The sequence below is a fragment of the Paraburkholderia lacunae genome, from assembly GCF_003353175.1.
In the GTDB taxonomy this organism is placed as follows: domain Bacteria; phylum Pseudomonadota; class Gammaproteobacteria; order Burkholderiales; family Burkholderiaceae; genus Paraburkholderia; species Paraburkholderia lacunae.
In genome coordinates this window covers 117,353-136,573 of the sequence record NZ_QHKS01000003.1, presented here as the reverse complement: position 1 = coordinate 136,573, position 19,221 = coordinate 117,353, and the positions used below count along the sequence as shown (strand labels likewise).

The window sequence follows — 19,221 nt, the reverse complement described above, 5'->3', positions numbered from 1 at the left end:
CCCTATCTGTACGCGCGCACACACATCTGTCAGACGGACTGGCGCACCATCCAGACTCCCCGTGCAATCACCGAGGCCGCACAGCGTTCCATGGAAAAAAGCATTCTCAAGAACATCGCGATCAACTTCGCGGGCTCCGTCGTGCCTACCTTCATCTCGCTCGCGACCGTGCCGGCCTATCTGCATCTGATGGGCGTCGATCGCTACGGCGTGATCAACCTCGTCTGGGCGCTGATCGGCTACTTCAGCGTGCTCGATCTCGGCACCAGTCTCGCGACCGAAAATCAGATCGCCAAGGTGCGCGATGCCGACGACGGTTCAGTCGAGCGCATTTTCTGGAGCGCGTGTGCGCTGAATCTCGGCACGGGGATCATCGGCGGACTGATCGTGTATTTCGGCGCGTTTCTGTACATCCAGCACGGCGTCAAGATCGAACCGGCGTTCCAGCGCGAGGTCATGGCAAGCCTGCCATGGATCGCGATCGCGGTGCCGCTTGCGAACGTCACATGGGTATTTGCCGGCGCGATAACGGCGGTGGAGCGCTTCGCCAGTTTCAACACCAACCAGACGATCGGCACGATTCTTTTTCAAGTGTTGCCGCTCGCGGCGATCTACTTCATTTCACCGTCGCTGGCGGTAGCGATACCGGCCGCGGTGTGCGCGCGCCTGATTGCCGGCGTCATGCTCGGCATGGCGACCTGGCGCGCGCTGAACATTCGCCGCGTGTGCAAGCCTGAATGGCCGGTGATCGCCGAGCTGTTCGGCTATGGACGCTGGCTGCTGCTGTTTTCCGGCGCCGGCATGATTTCGCAGACGCTCGACCGCGTGCTGATCGGCTCGATGCTGGGCGCGCGCTTTGTTGCGTACTATGCGACGCCGCAGAATCTGGTGAACCGCTTGAACATCTTGCCCGGGGCGATGTTGCGGACCTTGTTTCCGCGCCTGTCGGCGTCCGCACGCGAGGACGCGGATCAGCTGGCGCGTGGCGCGCTGGCGTTTCTGAACGGCGCGTTTACGCCTTGTGTGATTGTTGCGCTGTTTGCTCTCGAGCCGTTTCTGACTATCTGGCTTGGCGCGCAGATGGCCGTGGCTTGTGCGCCGGTTGGGCGAATTCTGATTGTTGGCGTGTGGCTTGCCGGACAGTCGAGCATTCTCGGCATCCTGATTCAGGCGCAGGCGAATCCCGCCGCTGTCGCGAAAGTTAGCTGGATTCAGTTGCCTGTGTTCATCGGCGCGCTGTGGCTATCGATTCATTTTTTTGGCATTGCCGGCGCGGCCAGCGTCATCGTGGTCAAGGCGCTGTTTGACTACTGCGCGTTTCTCTACTTCTCACGGCTGCACGTGAAGACGATTGTCGCGAATATGCTCGCGCATCTGGCTTTTCTGGTTCTTGCCAGCGTGCTGGCGGGGCTGGTCGAGGCGCTGCCTGTGGCGGCCGTTGTCGGTGCTGTTCTGGTGGCCGCCAATCTTGGGTGGTCGTTGCATGTCTCCAGTGAGCTACGCTCGGTCTTGAAGAAGGGATTGCGGCGCGTGCCCATTGGATAGTTCGTGGCGCACGCAACTATCGGTTGCACGGCTGCCGTCGATGCACGGACATAGCCGCCGTGCAGGCCAACAGGACCTACGTCGTTACCGGCACTCCGATGACCTTCAGCACCACTTCGGCCACCTCTCCAACCGACGGCCAATTCACCGCGTGCGCCCCTTTCACCACCACTGACGGCCCAACGCTGCAATAAGGCGCGGGATACCCCCAAACGGTGTCATGCAACTGCGCATCGGCAAACGTGCCGCCGACAATCGCCACGGTGGGCCGCCTGAACGCCGCGGCAACATGCAACAACATCGACGGATTGGTGATCACCACATCGGCTTGCTCAGCCAGCGCAAACGTCACGCGCAGCGTAGTCGACCCAACCAGAGAACGAATCCGGCCGGTGTCGCCGCAGTGCGCAAGCACCTCGGCGGCGCGCGCCACATCGGGCGCCCCGCCCACCATCACGACATCCACGTCGATGTCGCCCGCCTCGCACGCCAGCACGATCTGGCGCAATGTCTCGCCCATCGCGCGCGCCGGCCAGCTCTTGTCGGCGAGACCCGCCGCGCAGCCGACCAGCAAGCGCACCGGACGGCGTCCATCCGCCGTCCCCTCGGCCCATCGCTGCGCGCCCGCGCTCCGCTCCGCCGCGCTCAGAAATAGCTGGGGCCGGGCTTCCGGCAAGCTGGTCGCGCCGAGCAGCTCGGCCTGCGCCAATGCGGCGCGCGCAACATGCACCCGGGTCGAAAAGACAATATGCTTGCTGCACGCGCTCCAGCCACCCCGGTAGCCGCGCACGCCGACCCGGTAGCGCACGCCGAGCCGCATCATCAGCATGGCGCCCATATGGCTGCCGAGCACGTCGATGCCGGCGTCGAAACCGCCACGTTTGCGCAACGCCTGCACCTGAGCTGAATGCCAGATGAAATCGAAGCCGTTGCGCAGCGACTGGTCCGCGACGAACTTGTTGTTCCATGGCACATCGAGTTCGACGATCTCGTCGACGTTCGGGTTGTTTTCCAGCACCGCGCGCCCCCACCGCCCGACGCCGGCCACAATCCGGCTAGTCGGAAAACGCCGCCGCAACGCCTCGAAGACCGGCGTGGAGGTCAGCAGATCGCCGTAGTCGTTCGGCCGCAGCACCAGAATCTCGCGCGGCGCTTCACGCTGCGGATCGATACCGGCATCGAAGAAACGGCTGAGCGCCCAGAGCGGCATCTCGCACAGTGAGCCTTTCCATCCCATCGTTATTGCTCCCGCTGGTTGGGTGACGTCTCCGACTTCGTTGTCATGGCGACCGGCCCCATGAGCCGTCGCGCGATACGGTCCGGCAAGCTACCGCGCGGCACTCGCGCGCCATACATTCGATATCCTGACGATCGGCACGAACTTCGACAACGCGCGCCGCCGCGCCAGATAGACGAGCAGATGGCCGACGTACATCGCCAGGAACGCCACGCACCTGAGCGCATCCGGCTCGATCACGCGATAGCGCTTGACACCGATGTAAAGACGCGCCGCCTCGCAATTGACCTGATAGCGCGTGAGTCCGTAGCGCGCGCCGGCGTCCGTGCCGTTCAGCACACCCGCGCCGGGCATCGTGTCGCGCGTGCGCACGTGCGGCGCGAGATCGATCACATAGCCGCGTCGCAGCGCGCGCAACGACAGCTCGGCGTCTTCGGTGCCGAAGAAAATGTTTTCGTCCCAGCCGTCGCGTTCGAACAGCGCGAGTGGAAACACGGCCGCGTGGATGTTCACGCACTGCGGCCGGTCGCCTTCCATGAAATAGCCCGCGAACGACAATCGCACCGGCCGGCATTCGTACGCTCCCCCGCCGGTCGACGTGCCGCCGGTCAGAATCGTCCAGCGCCGGCGCGTGGGAACGAGCGACGCGTAATACACGTCAGCGGAGGCGAAAAAATCCGGCTCGACCTGAATGTCGTCATCGACAAACGACACGTAATCGCACGGCGCCGTTTGCGCGAGACACGCTTTGACCGCGTGGTTCCGGTTGGCACAGACGCCACGCCGCGGTCCCTGCAGATACACCACGCCGGGATGCCGCGCGACCACCGCCGCGTTGGCCTCGCGTGTCAACGGGTCCGGCGAATCGTCGCTGACCACGATGCATGCGGCGCGCGGCACGCACCGACTCAGGCTGTCGAGACAGGCGGCCAGCGTGCCGGTGCGGTTCATCGTCGTCACGCACACCGCGAAGCGCGCGGCGCTGCGATGGGCGTCTTGCGTGGCGTCTTGCGTGGTGTGTCGTGTGAAGAGCGCACCGGGTGTCGTCATGAGATTCATTCGCGCAGCTCAGTGAGATTCAAGGGAGGTTTGCGCCGCCGGCCGCGCCGGTGGCGTGAAGCGATACATGATCGTTTTGCCGTGCAGGTCTTCTTCCACGAACACGAGGTACTCGCCGGACGCGAGCCGATGCGCGCTGATCGGCATCGCCTCGTCCATCATGCCGCTCGTCGAGCCGACCTCGGGACCGGGCGCCAGATGACCGACCTCGCGGCCGGTGTCGCGCTCGTAGACGCTCACCACGGCGCTGCGGCTTTCGACCGCGAACAGATAGTCGCCGCCCACCGCGAAGCCGGTCATGAACAGCGGATTCTCCGGCCCGCGATCGGGCCACTCGATCGCATAGCGCAGCACCGGCTTGCCGCTTTTCCAGTGGTCGTAGCGGGCCAGCAGCGAACCCGCACCGTTCCAGTTCGCTTCGTTGAACGGCCGCTGGCGCGTCGAGCCGGACAGGTACAGGGTGTCCGTCGCGTCGTCGTAGACGAGCCGCGCGAGATGGTTCAACCGTGACGGCGTGTCGTAGGTGCGCAGCGACGCGTAGTGATAAACCGGATTGCCGGTGCGGTCGAAGCCTTGCAATGGAAAACAGCGAATCCCTTCGGTCGCGGTGCCCTGCCAGATGTCGCCGCGCCGATCGACCCACCAGCCGCGCAGCTTCGGCCCTTCATCGCGCATGTCGGCGGTGTTCTGCTCGAAGTCGTGCGGCGCGAAGCGGCCCTTGCCCGCCGTATCGCGCCAGATCCATTCGCCGCGCGCCGGCTGGTTCGGCGGCCAGGGCCCGGGGATATGCCACAACGCGAACAGGCCCGACGGAATCGCCGTCTCCTGATCACCCGCGAAACGATAGATGCGCAAATAGCTCGACGTCATGTCGAGCGTGTACAGCAGACGCCTGCCCTCGATATCGCGGACCATCGGCGTGCCGCGCTGCGCCTCGTTCAGATTGAAGAACGGATCGTACGGATAGCGAAAGCGATCGGCGGTGAAGCCGGCGTAGCGCCATTCCTCGCCGAGCGGGCGCGACAGATCGAGCGTGAAGCGCTTGCCGCCGCTATACACCGAAGGCGGATCGCCCTCCACAAACTGCGCACCGTCGATGAACAATAAGGATTGCAAGCTAAAGCGGCGCGTGCCGTCCGGCGCATAGCTTTCGAGCAGCACGCCGGCGGTGTTGCCGACCGCATCGGGCCGATGACTGCGCGGCCCGGAACCGTTCATCGCCACATAAACATTGCCTGCGCGATCCACGCCGACGCCCGTCAGCCCGTTAAAGCGCAACGGTCCGGGCGTGCCGGCACGCCCGGCATAAATGCCGCCCGTTTCGCCCAAGGTTGCCGTTAGCTGCATGGAGACGTCCTGGTTGACGGCCGGCTTTGCAGGCGCCGGTTGAGTTGCTGGTGCGATGCGTGCCGCCGGTTTCGAAGCTGTTGGTTCGGCCGACTTCGCGGCCGACTTCGCGGCTGACTTTTCAGTCGGCTTCGCGGGCGCCAGCTTAAGCGCGGCAACCGCGCTATCCGCGATGCTCGAGGCGGCATCCGTCGCTCGCGAAAAAATCAGCACCTGCTGACGCGGCCCGTTATCGGCGACATACACACGGCCATTCGCGTCGAGCGCGAGATCGACCGGCACCGCGCCGACAGGCAGATTCAACGCGCCGAGCGGCTCGCCATCCAGCGCATGATGGACGACGCGCCGTGCGGCGTCTGTGCGGCTGCGCTCAATCACCCACAGCGTGCCGTCGGGCGCGAGCGCGAGCTTGCCCGGCTGCTCGGCGGCGAAGTGGCCGGCCGGCTGCATGCTGCGCGCGTCGTAGATATCGACGCGGTTATCGCGCTGGTTCGACACATAGAGACGGGCGGCGTCGGCGGCGAGTCCGCGGATCGAGTACTCCTCCTTGTCGCTCGACTTCCACATCAGGCGAAAGGCCAGCGCGACGCCGGGCCACTCGGTCTGCCCCGCGAACGGCGCCGGTTTGCGCAGATCGGCGCGGCTGCGGCGCGCCACGCCGTACCAGAGCTCGCCGGCGCGCGGCAGATTCTTTTGCGCAGCGATCTCGTCACCCATGCTGCTGATCACCTGCGCGGTGAAGACGTAGTCGTCGTTGACCGCCACCGCGTCGCCGCCGACGCGGCCCCAGCTGTGCGTCTCGCTGCCGTACTGCAGCAGTTGGCCGTCGCGGTAATGGCCGACTTCGCCGCCGCCTTCGTCCCACGGCGCATTGGTGTAGACATCGCCGGCCGGCGTGACGGCGATCGCCTGCACGTCGCCCTGCACCCAGCGTCGATCGGCGTAACCGTAGGTGTTGCCGATCCACGAACTGCGATACGACAGCGGCGGATGCGCCAGCGCAGGCGCGAGGTCCGGCTCGGCGGCGGCCGCCAGCATCGGTACGACGGGCGCGTCCAGCGCGGCGTCGACGGAGGTGTCGATGGCGGCGCCGCTCGCTGCGTGCGTCACCCGCACGGCACTCGCCGCGCCGGAAGCCGGCGCAAGCGTCGCGGGCGATAACGCGGCATGTCCTGCTAGCCCGCCCGGCTCCGACGCGCTCCATAGCGCGATCACCGGCAGCGAGAGCGCGGCGGCGCAGACGAGGCGTTCAAACCAGCGGCGCTTCGAACGTTGCATGCGCAACCACCGCGTCAGTCGGCGTCTATCGCGTCGCGATAGACCTCGGCCACCTGCGCGGCCACCACCGGATGATCGAAGTGCTTGCGCGCATAGTCCCGGCACGCGCCCGCGTCCGGCATCGCGCGCACGCCGAGCAATGCCTCCGCCACGCCGCAGCCGATCGCGTGATAGCCGCCCGAGGGCAGCACCAGGTCGGGCGAGAGCGGCGCCACCGCTTCCGGCAAACCGCCGACCGGCGTCACCAGCACAGGCGTGCCGGCCGCGAGCGACTCGATGGTCGTCAGGCCGAAACCTTCCAGCGCGACGGTGGGCACCACCGTCACGTCGGCCGCGCGATACCAGAGCGGCAAGGCGTCGTCCGGGACGAAACCGGCAAGGCGGACTTGCTGCTCGAGGCCGCGCGCCATGATGCGCCCGCGCAGCGGTTCCTCCATGGGTCCTTTGCCGGCGATCACCAGCAGCACGTCGGGCACCGCCTGCTTGACGACGAACATCGCGTCGACCAGATCGTCGAGGCCCATGCGCGCCACCAGCCGCCGCACGCAGAACAGCACCGGCCGGTCCAGCGGCAAGCCGAGCCGCTTGCGAGCCTGGCGCTTGCTCGTGCGCGTCGCGAAACGTGCCACGTCGACGCAGCCCGGCACCACGCGAATCCGCTCTTCCGGCACACGGTAGCGGGTACGCAGAATGTCGCCGAACGCATGCGACAGCACGATATGACGCGCGCCGCCGCGATACACCATGCGTTCGAGCGAATAGCGCAGCGCGCCGCTCAAGCCGGCACGCCCTTCCACGCCGGATTCGTCGGCCCATGGCCCATGAAAATGCACGACCCGCGGCACGCTGCCGAACACGCCGAGGGTCGGCGCGGCATAGAGCGCAAAGTGCGAGGCGACCACATCGGGCTTGCGCAGACGCCCGAGCTGCCGCGACCGTGAGCGGGCGCCCCACAGCCGCGTGCCGATGCCCGCCTGCGGATCGGCGAACGACTGCACCGCACCGCCGGACGCCGCCAGCACGCCCGGGCTTCCCGCCACCAGGCCGCGCACGCTCACGCCCTGCGCGGGCAACGACTCGATCAAGGCCTTGAACATGCGGTCGAGCCCGCCTGGCCGCTCGCCGAACCAGTGCATGCCGATTTGCAGCGAATCGATCGGCGCGCTCATGATTTCGCCGCCGTGACGGCCGCGGTCGCGGCGGCGGTCATGGTGGCCGTAGTAGCCGTAGTGCCCGTTGTGGCCGTTGTGGCCGCGTCGACATCGAGCGCCGCGTGCATCGAAACGGCCTGCCCCGTCAAGCCGGTTACGCCCGGCGCAGCGGCACGCTCCGCGGCAATCCGTTCGTAGAGCGCCAGATAGCGATTCGCCATGATCTGCCAGGTCAGTGTTTGCGCAAGGACGCGCGCCGCTTTTTGCATCCGTTGGGCGTACTCCGGGTCCCGCGCCAGCCGCGCGATCGCCGCCGCCAGTCCCGCTTCGTCTTCCGGGCTGTCGAGCACGGTGCCGTAGCCTGCGCCGATCACTTCCGCGCCGCCCGCCGTGCGCACCGTGACCACCGGCAAGCCTGAGCCCAGCGCTTCGAGCAGCACCAGACTCATCGCCTCGTAGCGCGACGGAAACACGAACCCATCCACCGAGCGCATCAACTCCGGCATCTCCTTGACGAAGCCGATGAAATGCACCCGCTCGCTCAAGCCGAGCGACTCGGCCAGCGCCGGATACGGACTGTTGTGCAAGCCGCCGGCCACCGCGAGGTGAACGCCGGGGGTCGCCGCCAGGACGCGCAGCACGGTATCGAGATTCTTGCGCGGCAACCGCAGGTCGCCGGCGAACAGCAGCATGAACGGCCCTTCCGGCAGACCGAAGCGCGCGCGCTGCGCGGCGCCCGGCATGAACTCTTCGGTATCGACGCCGTTGTGGATCACGCAGAGGCGCGCCGCGTCGATGCCGAGCGCGCACACTTCCGCGCCCACTTTCGCCGACACCGGCACGACCACCCGCGCACGGCGCAACGCGAAGCGCTCGCACCACGCGTTCACGCGCGTGAAGATCACCTGATAGGCGGCATACGCGCCGTCCCTCAAACGAAATGGATAGAAGCCGCAGCGATACCAGCCGTCGTGAACGAAATGCACCGCGTTGACATCGGCGTGCGCCCACGTGATGAAACCGTTCACGTGAATCACGTCGAACTCGTGACGATGGGCGCGAATCCACAGCGCGGTACGCCACGCAAACATCTGGTATTGCAGGAGCCGCGACGGCAGCCGGCTTGCGGCGATCTTCACGAACCGCGCGCGCAGCTGCCCGCTGATTTCCGGCGCGGCCTGCGACGCCAGCAGCGTGACCTCATGTCCGGCTTCGAGCGCGGCGCGGGCGATTTCGTAGTTGACGCGCCCTTGCCCATCGCCTCTGGCGACCACATGCGTGACGATCAAAATACGCATAGCTTGATGCGTCATACCCGGCTCCCTCGGGCTTGCGGCGCCGCGCCCGGCACAACAGACGCAACGGACGCAGCCGAGGCAGCCGAGGCAGCAGATGCCGGTCCATGCAGATGGCGCGCATGCCGCAAGCTGATCACCGGCATGGTCACGCCGATGAAAAAGAACAAGCCAGGCAGCCCGGTCAAGGTATTGACGAACACCATCATCGCGAAGATCGCGAGCGACACGCCGACGCCGGAAATCGCCAGCCGGTCTTTCGAGCGCAAACGGCTCGCGACGAACGCGCGCCACATCAGCAGCAGGATTCCGCCCACGTACAGCAGCGTGCCCGGCCAGCCCATCACGTACGGCACTTCCATCACGCCGCTGTCGAACACGACGCTCAACTGCTGTGTATCGTCGGCGGAGAGTTTAGTGCCAAGGCCCGTGGTGCCGAGCCCCTGCCCCGCGATGTCGCTCAGCGCGACCGCGAAGAACTGCTTGTAGAACTCGGCGCGCACCTGATAGCTGTTGTCTTCGCTGATGTTCTGGATCGTGTCGAAGCGCTTCATGAGCGGCTCGGACACTTCGTCGATCATCAGCGCCGGCGCGCCCAGCATCGCGAGACCCAGCAGCCCGCCGATCAGCCGCAGGCGTCCTTTGCCGTCGAGCATCGCGAGCGGATAGATCAGGCCGATCACGAGGCCGCCCCACGCGCCGCGCACCGCGGTGAACATCAGCGCGGGAACGCCGACGATGCCCATTGCAATGCGCATCTTGCCGCGTGCGCCGAGCGACAGCAGCATGATCGACATGATGGTCATGGCGAACGGACCCGACGAATTCATCGTGCTGCCGATGCGCATGCCGAACGGCACGGCCGTGCCCTCCGAGGTCATCCGCGATGCCAGCAGCCAGAACGCGTCCCACGGCGGCGGCGAGACGAACTCGATCACGCCGTACAGGCCCATCACGAAGCCTGCGTAGACGAAGGTCTTGAGCAGCACGCGGTGATAGACCGGATAGTCCCGCCAGGTCGCGACGAGGTGGAACGCGACCAGCACGGGGAACATCCAGTTGACCAGCGTATACAGCGCGGCGGCCGGCCCGACCGCCGCCATGCCGACCACGAACGAGTAGAACAGCGCCAGCATGATCATCACCAGCGGCGCGGCGCGGCGCTCGCCGAGAATGCGGAAGTTCCTGATCAGCGTGAAGCCGCTGAGCGAGACCGCCAGCAACGGCGCGATCATCACCGGACTTTGCTGGTTGAACGAAGCATTGGCGAAGTCCGCGAGACGGCGCACTTCCGGCGACAGAAAAAACAGCCAGCACACGAAGCCGAGATAATGCGCGGGCGAGCGGCGATACAGCAGCAACGCAATGCCGAACGCGCCGAGAGGAAAGAACATCTCCACCAGCTTGCCCTGACGCAGGACGATCAGCACAAGCGTGATCGCGAAGAGCGCGAACGGCAGGCGAGTCGGATGACGCATGCCCGCACTCCGTGGGAGCGGCACCGCCGCGGCCGCGCTGCCTGACGACGCAGCGGCGCCGGTCTGCGCACGCGGCGCTTCATGCGGAGACAGCGGCGCAGACCGCCGCGGCCGCAGCGCCGCCTGTGCGCTGGACGGTGTGACAAGCATCCGCGCCATCACAACAACTCGTACGTGTTGACGACCGACACGCCGTTGCGTTCGCGACGGCGTAGGCCGAACAGCGGCTGGCTGCCGCGTACCTGGCGCGTGAGCCCGATGAACGGCACGCCATACTCGAGATACGGCCCCTCCGTCTTGCGAAAACCGAATTGCTCGTAGAAGTCGCGCAAGCCCGCCGGCGCGCTCACGCGCGCGGCGCGTCCCGGCCAACGCCCGGCGATCGCCTGCAGCACCCGCTCGATCAGCAGTTCGGCGGTGCCGTCGCCGCGCCGCAATGGGCTCGTCAGCACCTTGTCGATGGTGATCTCGGGATCTTCCGCGTCGCCGGGTTGCAGACGCGCATACGCGAGGATCGGCATCGGCCGCGCCATGTCGTCGACCGCGAACACGTGCAACGAAGTCTCGTCGCGGCCATCGGCGTCGAGACACACATGGGATTGTTCGACCACGAACACCGCGCTACGCGCCCGCAAGATCAGATACAACTCGCGCGCCGACAGCTGCTCGAACTCCAGCGTTTTCCAGTTCATCACGTTCCCCAGCGGTTTCCAAGTTCGGTGAAGCAGGCTTCGTGAGCTCGCCCTGATGAGCCGGCGCGACACGCCGCTCGTTGTTAAGGCAACACGGTACGTGTGCAATACGCGTGGTTCCGTGCGGCATCGCACTGACGCTGGGGTTTCACAATCCTTAAATATGTGACGTCCGACCAAAGCCGCACCGCTAGTCTTCGATGCAGCCTTCCGGCGCCGTACACGTGCAGCGACACACGCTGAACCCACACCGTAAAAACGACGGAGTCCGGTCGTTTTATCAGTCAAGCGACACTTCGAGAGACAGCTGGCCAACCACGGGGCACCTCACCATGAAAGACGCATTGCGACGCATCCTTTCCGAATCGGCACGTCTCGACGTTGCGCCGCAGACGCTGGCGGACGACGCCGATCTCTATGCCGCGGGCCTGTCCTCGCTCGCGACGGTGCATCTGATGCTGGCCATCGAAGACGAATTCGGCATTGAAATCCCGGACCGCATGTTGACGCGCCGGCTCTTCTCCAGCATCGATTCGATGGCCGCCGCGGTCGCCGAACTGCAGCGGGCGAAGGCGGCAGCATGAACGCCCCGCTGCTGGACGCCGCCTCGGCGCTGCCGGGGGAAGCCGACACCGCACCGGCCGTGCTGAGCGCGGTGCAAACCGAACCCGGCTGGCGTGCCGCCGCGCAGCGCTGCGCAGCGGTGGCCGCGCAGTTCGCCGACGCGGTAGATCGCGAAGCGCGTTTTCCCAGCGAGGCCTTCGACGCGCTGCGACGCGAACGTTTGCTCTCCGCGCTGGTGCCGGCCAGCTTCGGCGGCGCCGGTTTGTCGCTCGCGGAGGTCGGCGCGATCTGCGAGACGCTCGCGCAGGGCTGCGCCTCCACTGCGATGGTGTACGCGATGCACCAGATCCAGGTGGCCTGCATCGAGGCGCACGGCAGCGAATCGGCATGGCATCGGCAGTTGCTCGCGCAACTAGTTCAACAGCAATGGCTGCTGGCTTCGGCGACCTCCGAAGAAACCATCGGCGGCAATATGCGCACCAGCGCCTGTGCGGTCGAGTTCGACGACGAGCCCGCCAACCAGTTCAACGGCGAGCCCGCCAACGAGTCCACCAATAAGCGCTTTCGCATCGAAAAACTCGCGCCGACGATCTCGTACGGCGCGCACGCCGACGGCATTCTGGTCACTGCGCGACGCACCGCCGAATCGGCCGCGGCCGATCAGGTGCTGATCGTCGCATTACGCGAACAAACGCAGCTGGAAAAGCGCGGCGGCTGGGATGCGCTCGGCATGCGCGGCACTTGTAGCGAGGGCTTCCGGCTCGTCGCCACGGGTCTCGCCGACCAGATCCTGCCCACGCCCTTCGCCGATATCGCGGATCAGACCATGCTGCCGGTCTCACATACGCTGTGGGCCTCGGTATGGACCGGCGTGGCAAGCGATGCGGTGAATCGCGCGAAAGCGTTCTTCCGCGCCCAGGCGCGCTCGAAGCCCGGTTCGATTCCGCCGGCCGGCTTGCGTCTCGCCGAAGCAGTCGGTCTGTTGCAGATGATGCAGGCGCGTCTGTCGGTGGCGCTCGAAGCGGCGCGCGCCGCGCACCACGCCAAACACGGCGCCAGCCAGGCCGACGCGCCGCTCGCGGCGATGCTCGGCTTCGCCTCCGACATGAACACCCTGAAGACCAGCATCTCGAGCACCGCACTGCAGGTCGTGCAGGAAGTGCTGATGATCTGCGGCATGGCCGGCTACAAGAACGGCACGGAGTACAGCGTGGGACGCCATCTGCGCGACCTGTACTCCGCGCCGCTGATGATCAACAACGACCGCATCGCGCAGAACACCGCCAGCCTGTTGCTCGCACAGCGTCCTGCCGCCCCGGGGAGAGCCTGACATGAACACGATGACCGATACCGCCGCACTTGCCGCAGCGCTGCCTGACACCGCCGCGGCGCCGAGCTTTCGCGACGAACTGCTGGCCGCAGGACTCCTCATCGACACCGGCGAGAACGGCCTGTACGGCCGCAGCCAGGTATTCGAAGACGTGGTGGACCGCCTGAACGTCGCGATCACGCATCTGGGCGCGGACCAGCAGCCGGAAGTGCTGCGCTTTCCGCCGGCGATGCGCCGCACCGACTTCGAAGACAGCGAATACCTGAAGAGCTTCCCGAATCTCGCCGGCACGATCCACTCGTTCTGCGGCAACGAGATGGGTCATCGACGCCTGTTGAGCGCGCTCGACGACGCCATGGCCGAACGCGGCGACGAGCGCGGCGAAGCATGGATGGCCCAGCAGAAACCGACCCGCGTCGTGCTGACGCCGGCCGCCTGCTATCCGGTCTATCCGGTGATCGCGCGGCGCGGTCCACTGCCGGCCGACGGCCGCACCATCGACGTGCTGTCGTATTGCTTCCGCCACGAACCCTCGCTCGATCCGGGCCGCATGCAGATGTTCCGGCAGCGCGAATACGTGCGCCTCGGCAGCGCGGAGCAGGTGACGGCGTTCCGGCAGATGTGGGTCGAACGCGGCTCGCTGCTGGTTACCCTGCTGCAATTGCCGGTCGAGGTGGACCTGGCCAACGACCCGTTCTTCGGCCGCGGCGGCAAGATCATCGCCGATAGCCAGCGGGCCCTGGCGCTCAAATTCGAACTGCTGATTCCGCTCGCGAACGCCGACAGCAAGACCGCCTGTCTGTCGTTCAACTATCACATGGACCACTTCGGCGCGATCTGGAAGATCGAATGCGCGGACGGCGCACTCGCGCACACGGGTTGCGTCGGCTTCGGCATGGAACGCATCACGCTAGCGTTATTCCGCCATCATGGCCTCGACGTGAACGCGTGGCCGGACGAGGTGCGTGCGCTGCTGTGGGGCGACACCCAGGCGCGCGTCGCGCACGGCATGCAAGCCGCTCAGGCCGCCACGCGCGCCCAGCTTGCAGGAGACGGTGCATGAGGCCGTCCCCCTCTGCGCCGCTGAAGGGCGTGCCGTCCACCTTGCCGTCCACCTATGCGCCGCTCGTACCGCGCGAGCCGCGGACTCAGGGCAGCACCGCCCCGGCCGCGGCGGCGCTGCGCCAGCATGCGCCGCACGCGCTGCATCAGGGCGAGCGGGTGTGGCAGGAGACCAACTGCTACGTCGATCTGTGGATCGAGCTGTTGCACGGCTTCGGACTCGAACCGCGCGCGGCGTTCGGCTTCACGGTCACGCAGGATTTCGAAGGCGACCAGTTCACGTTCTTCAAATTCCCGCTCGAGGACCTCGAGCGGCTGTACGGCACCCAGGTGCAGGAACTGGCGATCTACGACTCGCTCGAGGCCCGCGTGCTCGCGCAGACCTTGCGCGGCCATACGGTGCTGGTGGAAGTGGACGGCTACTACCTGCCGAATACGCGTGCCACATCGTATCGACGTGAGCATCCGAAGACCACTGTGGGCATCGATTTCATCGATCCGGCCGCGCGCCGTCTCGGTTATTTCCACAACACCGGCTATCACCGGCTCGACGGCGAAGACTACGACGGCGTGTTCCGCAAGCTGCCGCAGTTCGCGCAGCAGCCCGATCTGCTGTTTCCGTATGTCGAATTCGCCAAGCAGGCGCGCCCCGCGCTGGAAGGCACCGCGCTCGCCGATGCGTCGGCCGACTTGCTGTGCGCGCATCTGGGCCGGCGGCCGTTGGGCAATCCGATCTCGCAGTGGCGCGCCGCGTTTCCCGCGCATCTCGACACGCTGCTCGAACGCGGCGAGGCGTTCTTTCACCCCTATTCGTTCAATCTGATGCGGCAGCTCGGCGCGAACTTCGAGTTCCTTTCGAAGTATCTGCTGTGGCTCACCGCACAAGGCTTCGAGATTCCGGCCTCGATTCCGGCGGCGGCGCAGCGCATCGCGTCGGAGTCGATGGTGATGCAGTTCCGGCTCGTGCGGGCGATCGCACGCGCTCGCCGCGATTTGTGCGAAGACTGCTTCGACACGCTGGAAAGTGCTTACGAAAAGACGCTGCCGCCGCTCGCCGCCCTGGTGTCGTGACGCGCACTCGCCTTCGCCGCAGGGACTCACCGTGGATGCACTGAGGACCGACGCAGTGCCTGAAGCCGCGCCGCGTGCAGTCGCCGGGGCGGGTGGTGCCGTTGTCGAGACTGCTGCTGGCGAGGCTGCTGCTGTCGAGGCCGTTGCCATCGAGGCCGCTGCCGTCGGGGCCGCTGCCGTCGGGGCCGCTGCCGTCGAGGCCGCTGCCGGAATCCTGGCACAGGCTCTCTGGCCACAGCGGCTCGACGCGGGCTGGCAGTGCGTCAGCACGCCGGCCGGCGCGTGCGCGTCGCCCGCCGACTTACCCACGGACGGCTGGCTCGACGCGCTGGTGCCCGGCACAGTGGCGAGCGCCCGCCGCGCGGCCGGCGTCTTCGACGCCGCCCATCCGCCGCCGCTCGCTTTCGACGATCACTGGTACCGGCTGACGCTGACCGGCACGGGCAAACGCCGCTTGCGCCTGCATGGACTCGCCACGCTCGCCGAAGTCTGGCTCGACGGCACGAAACGGCTCGAGTCCGATTCGATGTTCGTCGCGCACGATCTCGACATCGAGCTGCACGGCAGCGCGACACTCGCGCTGTGCTTCCGCTCGCTCACGCCCGCGCTCACCGCGAAACGCACGCGTGCCCGCTGGCGGCCGCGTCTCGTATCGCCGCCGGGCTTGCGCAACCTGCGCACCACCCTGCTCGGCCATATGCCCGGCTGGTGTCCGCCGGTGCAGGCGGTCGGCCCGTGGCGGCCGGTCGAACTGCTCGGCGACGCACCCGACGCATTCGACACCGTCGATATCGTGAGCCGTCTCGACGGCGACGACGGTATCGTCTCGCTCACACTGCGTTTCGTTCATCCGCATGACGGCGCGGCACACGGCGCCTCGTTGCATTGCGGCGGGTTTGTTTCGTCTTTGCAATGGCGCGATGCCTGCACACTGACAGGCAGTGTGCGCGTGCCGCAAGCCGAACGCTGGTGGCCGCATACGCATGGCGAACCGGTTCTCTATCCTCTGACGTTGCAGTTCGATGACGGACAGGCAACCCGTCATGCGCTGGGACCGGTCGGCTTTCGCAGCCTCGACGTGGACCACGGCGCGGACGGCGCGGGTTTCACGCTGCGCGTCAACGGTGTGCCGGTGTTCTGCCGCGGCGCCTGCTGGACCAGCGCGGACCTCGTCACACTGACCGGCTCCGACGAGCAATTGCGCCACGCTTTTGCACTCGCGCGCGAGGCGGGCATGAACATGCTGCGCGTCGGCGGCACCATGGTGTACGAGTCGGATGCGTTCTACGCGCTCGCCGACGAGTACGGCATCCTCGTCTGGCAGGACTTCGCGCTGGCGAATTTCGACTACCCGACCGATGCCGCCTTCAGCGCGTCGGTCGATCGCGAGGCCTGCCAGTTCCTGGTTCGCACGCGGCGTTTCGCGTCGCTCGCGGTGCTGTGCGGCGGCAGCGAAGCCGACCAGCAGGCGGCCATGCTGGGCCTGCCCGCTGCGATGTGCACGCAAGCGTTATTCACCCGCCAGTTGCCGGCGCTCGCGGCACGCGAACGGCCGGACGTGCCGTACGTCAGCAACTCGCCCTCGGGCGGCGCCTTGCCGTTTTCAACCAATGCCGGCATCACTCATTACTACGGCGTCGGCGCCTATCAGCGTCCGCTCGGCGACGTGCGCCGCGCGCAGGTGCGCTTCGCCGCGGAGTGCCTCGCGTTCGCCAACGTGCCCGACGACGCCACCTTGCACGACGCGCCCGGCATGCTGCACGCGCACGATCCGCGCTGGAAGGCGGCTGTGCCGCGCGACCCCGGCGCCGGCTGGGATTTCGACGACGTGCGCGATCACTATCTTCAGACGCTGTACGGCGTCGAACCGGCGCGGCTACGGTACGAGGACCCGCAACGCTATCTCGACCTGTCGCGCGCGGTGGTCGCCGAGCTGATGAGCGACGTGTTCGCCGAGTGGCGCAGCGCCGGCTCGCCATGCGGCGGCGCCCTGGTCTGGCAATTTCAGGATCTGCGGCCGGGCGCGGGCTGGGGCTTGATCGACGCCACAGGACGGCCCAAAAGCGCCTGGCACGGGCTCGCGCAGACGCTCCAGCCCGTGCAGCTGGTCATGACCGACGAAGGCCTCAACGGCCTCGACATTCATCTGCTGAACGAGCGGGCGCAGCCTCTGGAAGCGCAACTGGAGCTGGTGTGCCTGCGCGACGGTTGCATCAAGGTGGCGTCCGCGAGCCGTGCGGTCGCACTGGCGCCGCGCAGCGCGCAGCGCATCGGCGCGGCCGAGTGCCTCGGCCAGTTCTTCGATTTCACGCACGCGTACCGCTTCGGCCCGCGCGCGCATGACGTCACGATTGCGACGCTGCGCGATCCGGCAAGCGGCCGGATCGTCGCGGAAGCGTTTCATCTGCCGCAGCGGCGCGTGAGCGAAGCGCACGATCCTGGTTTGACGGCGAGCGTCGAGCGCGCCGGCGACGGCTGGCAACTCGTCGTCGAAACGAAGCGCTTCGCGCGCTTCGTTCATATCATCGACGCGCACTACCGGGCCGCGCACGACTGGTTCCATCTGCCGCCGAACCGTCCGGTTGCCGTGCCGCTCATCCCCTCGGCCCAACTCGTTGCGCGCGCATCTAACCCGGCACTGAACCAGGCGCTTAACGCTAACGCAACATGCGCGATACCCGCCGGCGAGGTGCGCGCGATCAATGCGATTTCCGCCACGTTTTACGGTTGACTGTCGTCCACGATCTAGACTCCCGTTCGCAATGCGCGTAGAGCCTTGTACTACGTGCATTCGACGTGCATTCGCCTGTTTGTTTTCGCGCGCCACTGTCGGTTATTCAGCAACTTTCCCGCCGCCGGGAAGGCGATCCGCACGACACGGTACGCAATGTATGGAACACATCTGAATCAAATTCAACACATCCCGGACGCCTCCCCGAAACACGCCTGCAAAGGCTGTTTGATCACCGCGGCGCCTTGCGCAGAGTCGCTCACCGCGGCTGCTATTCCAATCCGATCAAGGACTTGCGTCGAATAAAAAGCTTGAGCGGCGGCATGGTCCGGGGCCGGCGCGCTGTACAGATTTGAAACAAAAAGCCACATTTCGCGTCGCGCCCCGTCAGGGTCGGCTTCGCTGCGCCGCATCAGTCCTCGTTTTCCCCAGGGCTGGCACGCTCCTCGCTAAAGAGCTAACGCAACACCGCGCCGCCGCGCACGACATCTACAACAACAGCGTTGGCGCGCAAGGCCATACGGGGCCGTTCCTGCTCATCCTTCGCTGCTTGCCAGGCAGCCGGTTGTCTCAATGGACGCAGGCATCGGATCAAAAAACAAGAAGTCGCGAGGGCGTGGCTTCAGCGAGGACCGATCATGTTGACACTTCAATCAGACCTGCACGGCAACCATTTGCTCGGCGCATTGCCGTCCCACGAATGGCAAGCGCTTGCTCCCCACCTCGAACTGGTTCATCTGCGCACCGAGCAGTTGCTGTGCGACTCCGGCCAGCGCATCCATCACGTCTACTTCCCGACGACCGCCATCATCTCGATGCTCTCGACGATGGAAGACGGCAGCTCGGTCGAAATCGCCGCGGTCGGCCGCGAAGGCATGACCGGCGTGCCGGTGCTCACGGGCGGCGAAACCATGCCGAACCGGGTGCAGGTGCAATGCGCCGGTTTCGCCTACCGGATGAGCGCACAGGCGCTCAAGCAGCAATTTGCCCGCTCCGACTTCCTGCGCCGCCTGATGCTGCTGTACATGCACGCCCTGCTCACGCAGGTCGCGCAAACGGCTGCCTGCAATCGCCACCACGCGCTGAGCAAGCAGCTGTGCCGGTGGCTGCTGATCGAAGTGGACAGAGTCGCGTCGAACGATCTGATCGTCACCCAGCAACTGATCGCCGACATGCTCGGCGTGCGCCGCGAAGGCATCACCGAAGCGGCCGGCAAGCTGCACGACGAGGGCCTGATCCATCACAGCCGCGGCCATATCAAGGTGCTCGATCGCAAGGGTCTCGAAGCGCGCGCCTGCGAATGCTACGGCCTCGTCAAGCGCGAGTTCGACCGCCTTCTGCCGCGTCTGCGCCAGGCTGAAACCGTCGAGTAAGCGCCGTC

14 protein-coding genes are annotated in these 19,221 nt (G+C 66.4%); 7 read left to right on the top strand and 7 right to left on the bottom strand.

The window, feature by feature from the left end; all coding sequences use genetic code 11:
• Positions 1-90 precede the first annotated feature (90 nt).
• Positions 91-1,545: a flippase gene (locus DLM46_RS05435; protein WP_115099750.1), complete on the top strand. Its 1,455-nt coding sequence runs from the start codon at positions 91-93 to the stop codon at positions 1,543-1,545.
• A 76-nt stretch (positions 1,546-1,621) separates the two neighbouring features.
• Here DLM46_RS05435 and DLM46_RS05430 read toward each other — a convergent pair whose 3' ends face one another.
• From DLM46_RS05430 to DLM46_RS05400, 7 genes are all read right to left on the bottom strand, one after another.
• Positions 1,622-2,782, bottom strand: coding sequence for a glycosyltransferase family 9 protein (locus DLM46_RS05430; protein ID WP_115099749.1), 1,161 nt, complete (start codon positions 2,780-2,782; stop codon positions 1,622-1,624).
• Between the two features lie 90 nt (positions 2,783-2,872).
• Positions 2,873-3,841, bottom strand: a complete 969-nt coding sequence (locus tag DLM46_RS05425) for a glycosyltransferase family 2 protein (protein WP_115099748.1) — start codon at positions 3,839-3,841, stop codon at positions 2,873-2,875.
• 9 nt (positions 3,842-3,850) lie between these two features.
• A complete protein-coding gene (locus tag DLM46_RS05420) occupies positions 3,851-6,466 on the bottom strand; it encodes an NHL repeat-containing protein (protein WP_244305855.1) in 2,616 nt (871 codons plus the stop codon).
• 14 nt (positions 6,467-6,480) lie between these two features.
• Positions 6,481-7,635: a glycosyltransferase family 4 protein gene (locus DLM46_RS05415; protein ID WP_115099747.1), complete on the bottom strand. Its 1,155-nt coding sequence runs from the start codon at positions 7,633-7,635 to the stop codon at positions 6,481-6,483.
• On the bottom strand, positions 7,632-8,915 hold the full coding sequence (locus DLM46_RS05410) for a glycosyltransferase family 4 protein (RefSeq protein WP_115099746.1): 1,284 nt from the start codon (positions 8,913-8,915) through the stop codon (positions 7,632-7,634). Before DLM46_RS05410 ends, DLM46_RS05415 begins: the two co-directional genes overlap by 4 nt.
• Positions 8,916-8,926: 11 nt before the next feature.
• Positions 8,927-10,390 carry a hypothetical protein gene (locus DLM46_RS05405; protein WP_341868576.1) on the bottom strand — a complete coding sequence of 488 codons (1,464 nt, stop codon included), beginning with the start codon at positions 10,388-10,390 and terminating at the stop codon, positions 8,927-8,929.
• Between the two features lie 158 nt (positions 10,391-10,548).
• Positions 10,549-11,082 carry a GNAT family N-acetyltransferase gene (locus tag DLM46_RS05400; protein ID WP_115099744.1) on the bottom strand — a complete coding sequence of 178 codons (534 nt, stop codon included), beginning with the start codon at positions 11,080-11,082 and terminating at the stop codon, positions 10,549-10,551.
• A 332-nt stretch (positions 11,083-11,414) separates the two neighbouring features.
• Between DLM46_RS05400 and DLM46_RS05395 the strand changes: the two genes are divergently transcribed.
• From DLM46_RS05395 to DLM46_RS05370, 6 genes are all read left to right on the top strand, one after another.
• Positions 11,415-11,666 carry an acyl carrier protein gene (locus DLM46_RS05395; RefSeq protein WP_115099743.1) on the top strand — a complete coding sequence of 84 codons (252 nt, stop codon included), beginning with the start codon at positions 11,415-11,417 and terminating at the stop codon, positions 11,664-11,666.
• Positions 11,663-12,976, top strand: coding sequence for an acyl-CoA dehydrogenase family protein (locus DLM46_RS05390; protein WP_115099742.1), 1,314 nt, complete (start codon positions 11,663-11,665; stop codon positions 12,974-12,976). Before DLM46_RS05395 ends, DLM46_RS05390 begins: the two co-directional genes overlap by 4 nt.
• Position 12,977: 1 nt before the next feature.
• Complete coding sequence (locus DLM46_RS05385; RefSeq protein ID WP_115099741.1) at positions 12,978-14,039, top strand: amino acid--[acyl-carrier-protein] ligase; 1,062 nt, start codon at positions 12,978-12,980, stop codon at positions 14,037-14,039.
• Positions 14,036-15,109 carry a DUF1839 family protein gene (locus tag DLM46_RS05380; RefSeq protein ID WP_244305852.1) on the top strand — a complete coding sequence of 358 codons (1,074 nt, stop codon included), beginning with the start codon at positions 14,036-14,038 and terminating at the stop codon, positions 15,107-15,109. Before DLM46_RS05385 ends, DLM46_RS05380 begins: the two co-directional genes overlap by 4 nt.
• Positions 15,110-15,320: 211 nt before the next feature.
• Positions 15,321-17,840 carry a glycoside hydrolase family 2 protein gene (locus DLM46_RS05375; protein WP_165847915.1) on the top strand — a complete coding sequence of 840 codons (2,520 nt, stop codon included), beginning with the start codon at positions 15,321-15,323 and terminating at the stop codon, positions 17,838-17,840.
• A gap of 638 nt (positions 17,841-18,478) precedes the next feature.
• A complete protein-coding gene (locus DLM46_RS05370; protein WP_115099740.1) occupies positions 18,479-19,213 on the top strand; it encodes a Crp/Fnr family transcriptional regulator in 735 nt (244 codons plus the stop codon).
• Positions 19,214-19,221 lie beyond the last annotated feature (8 nt).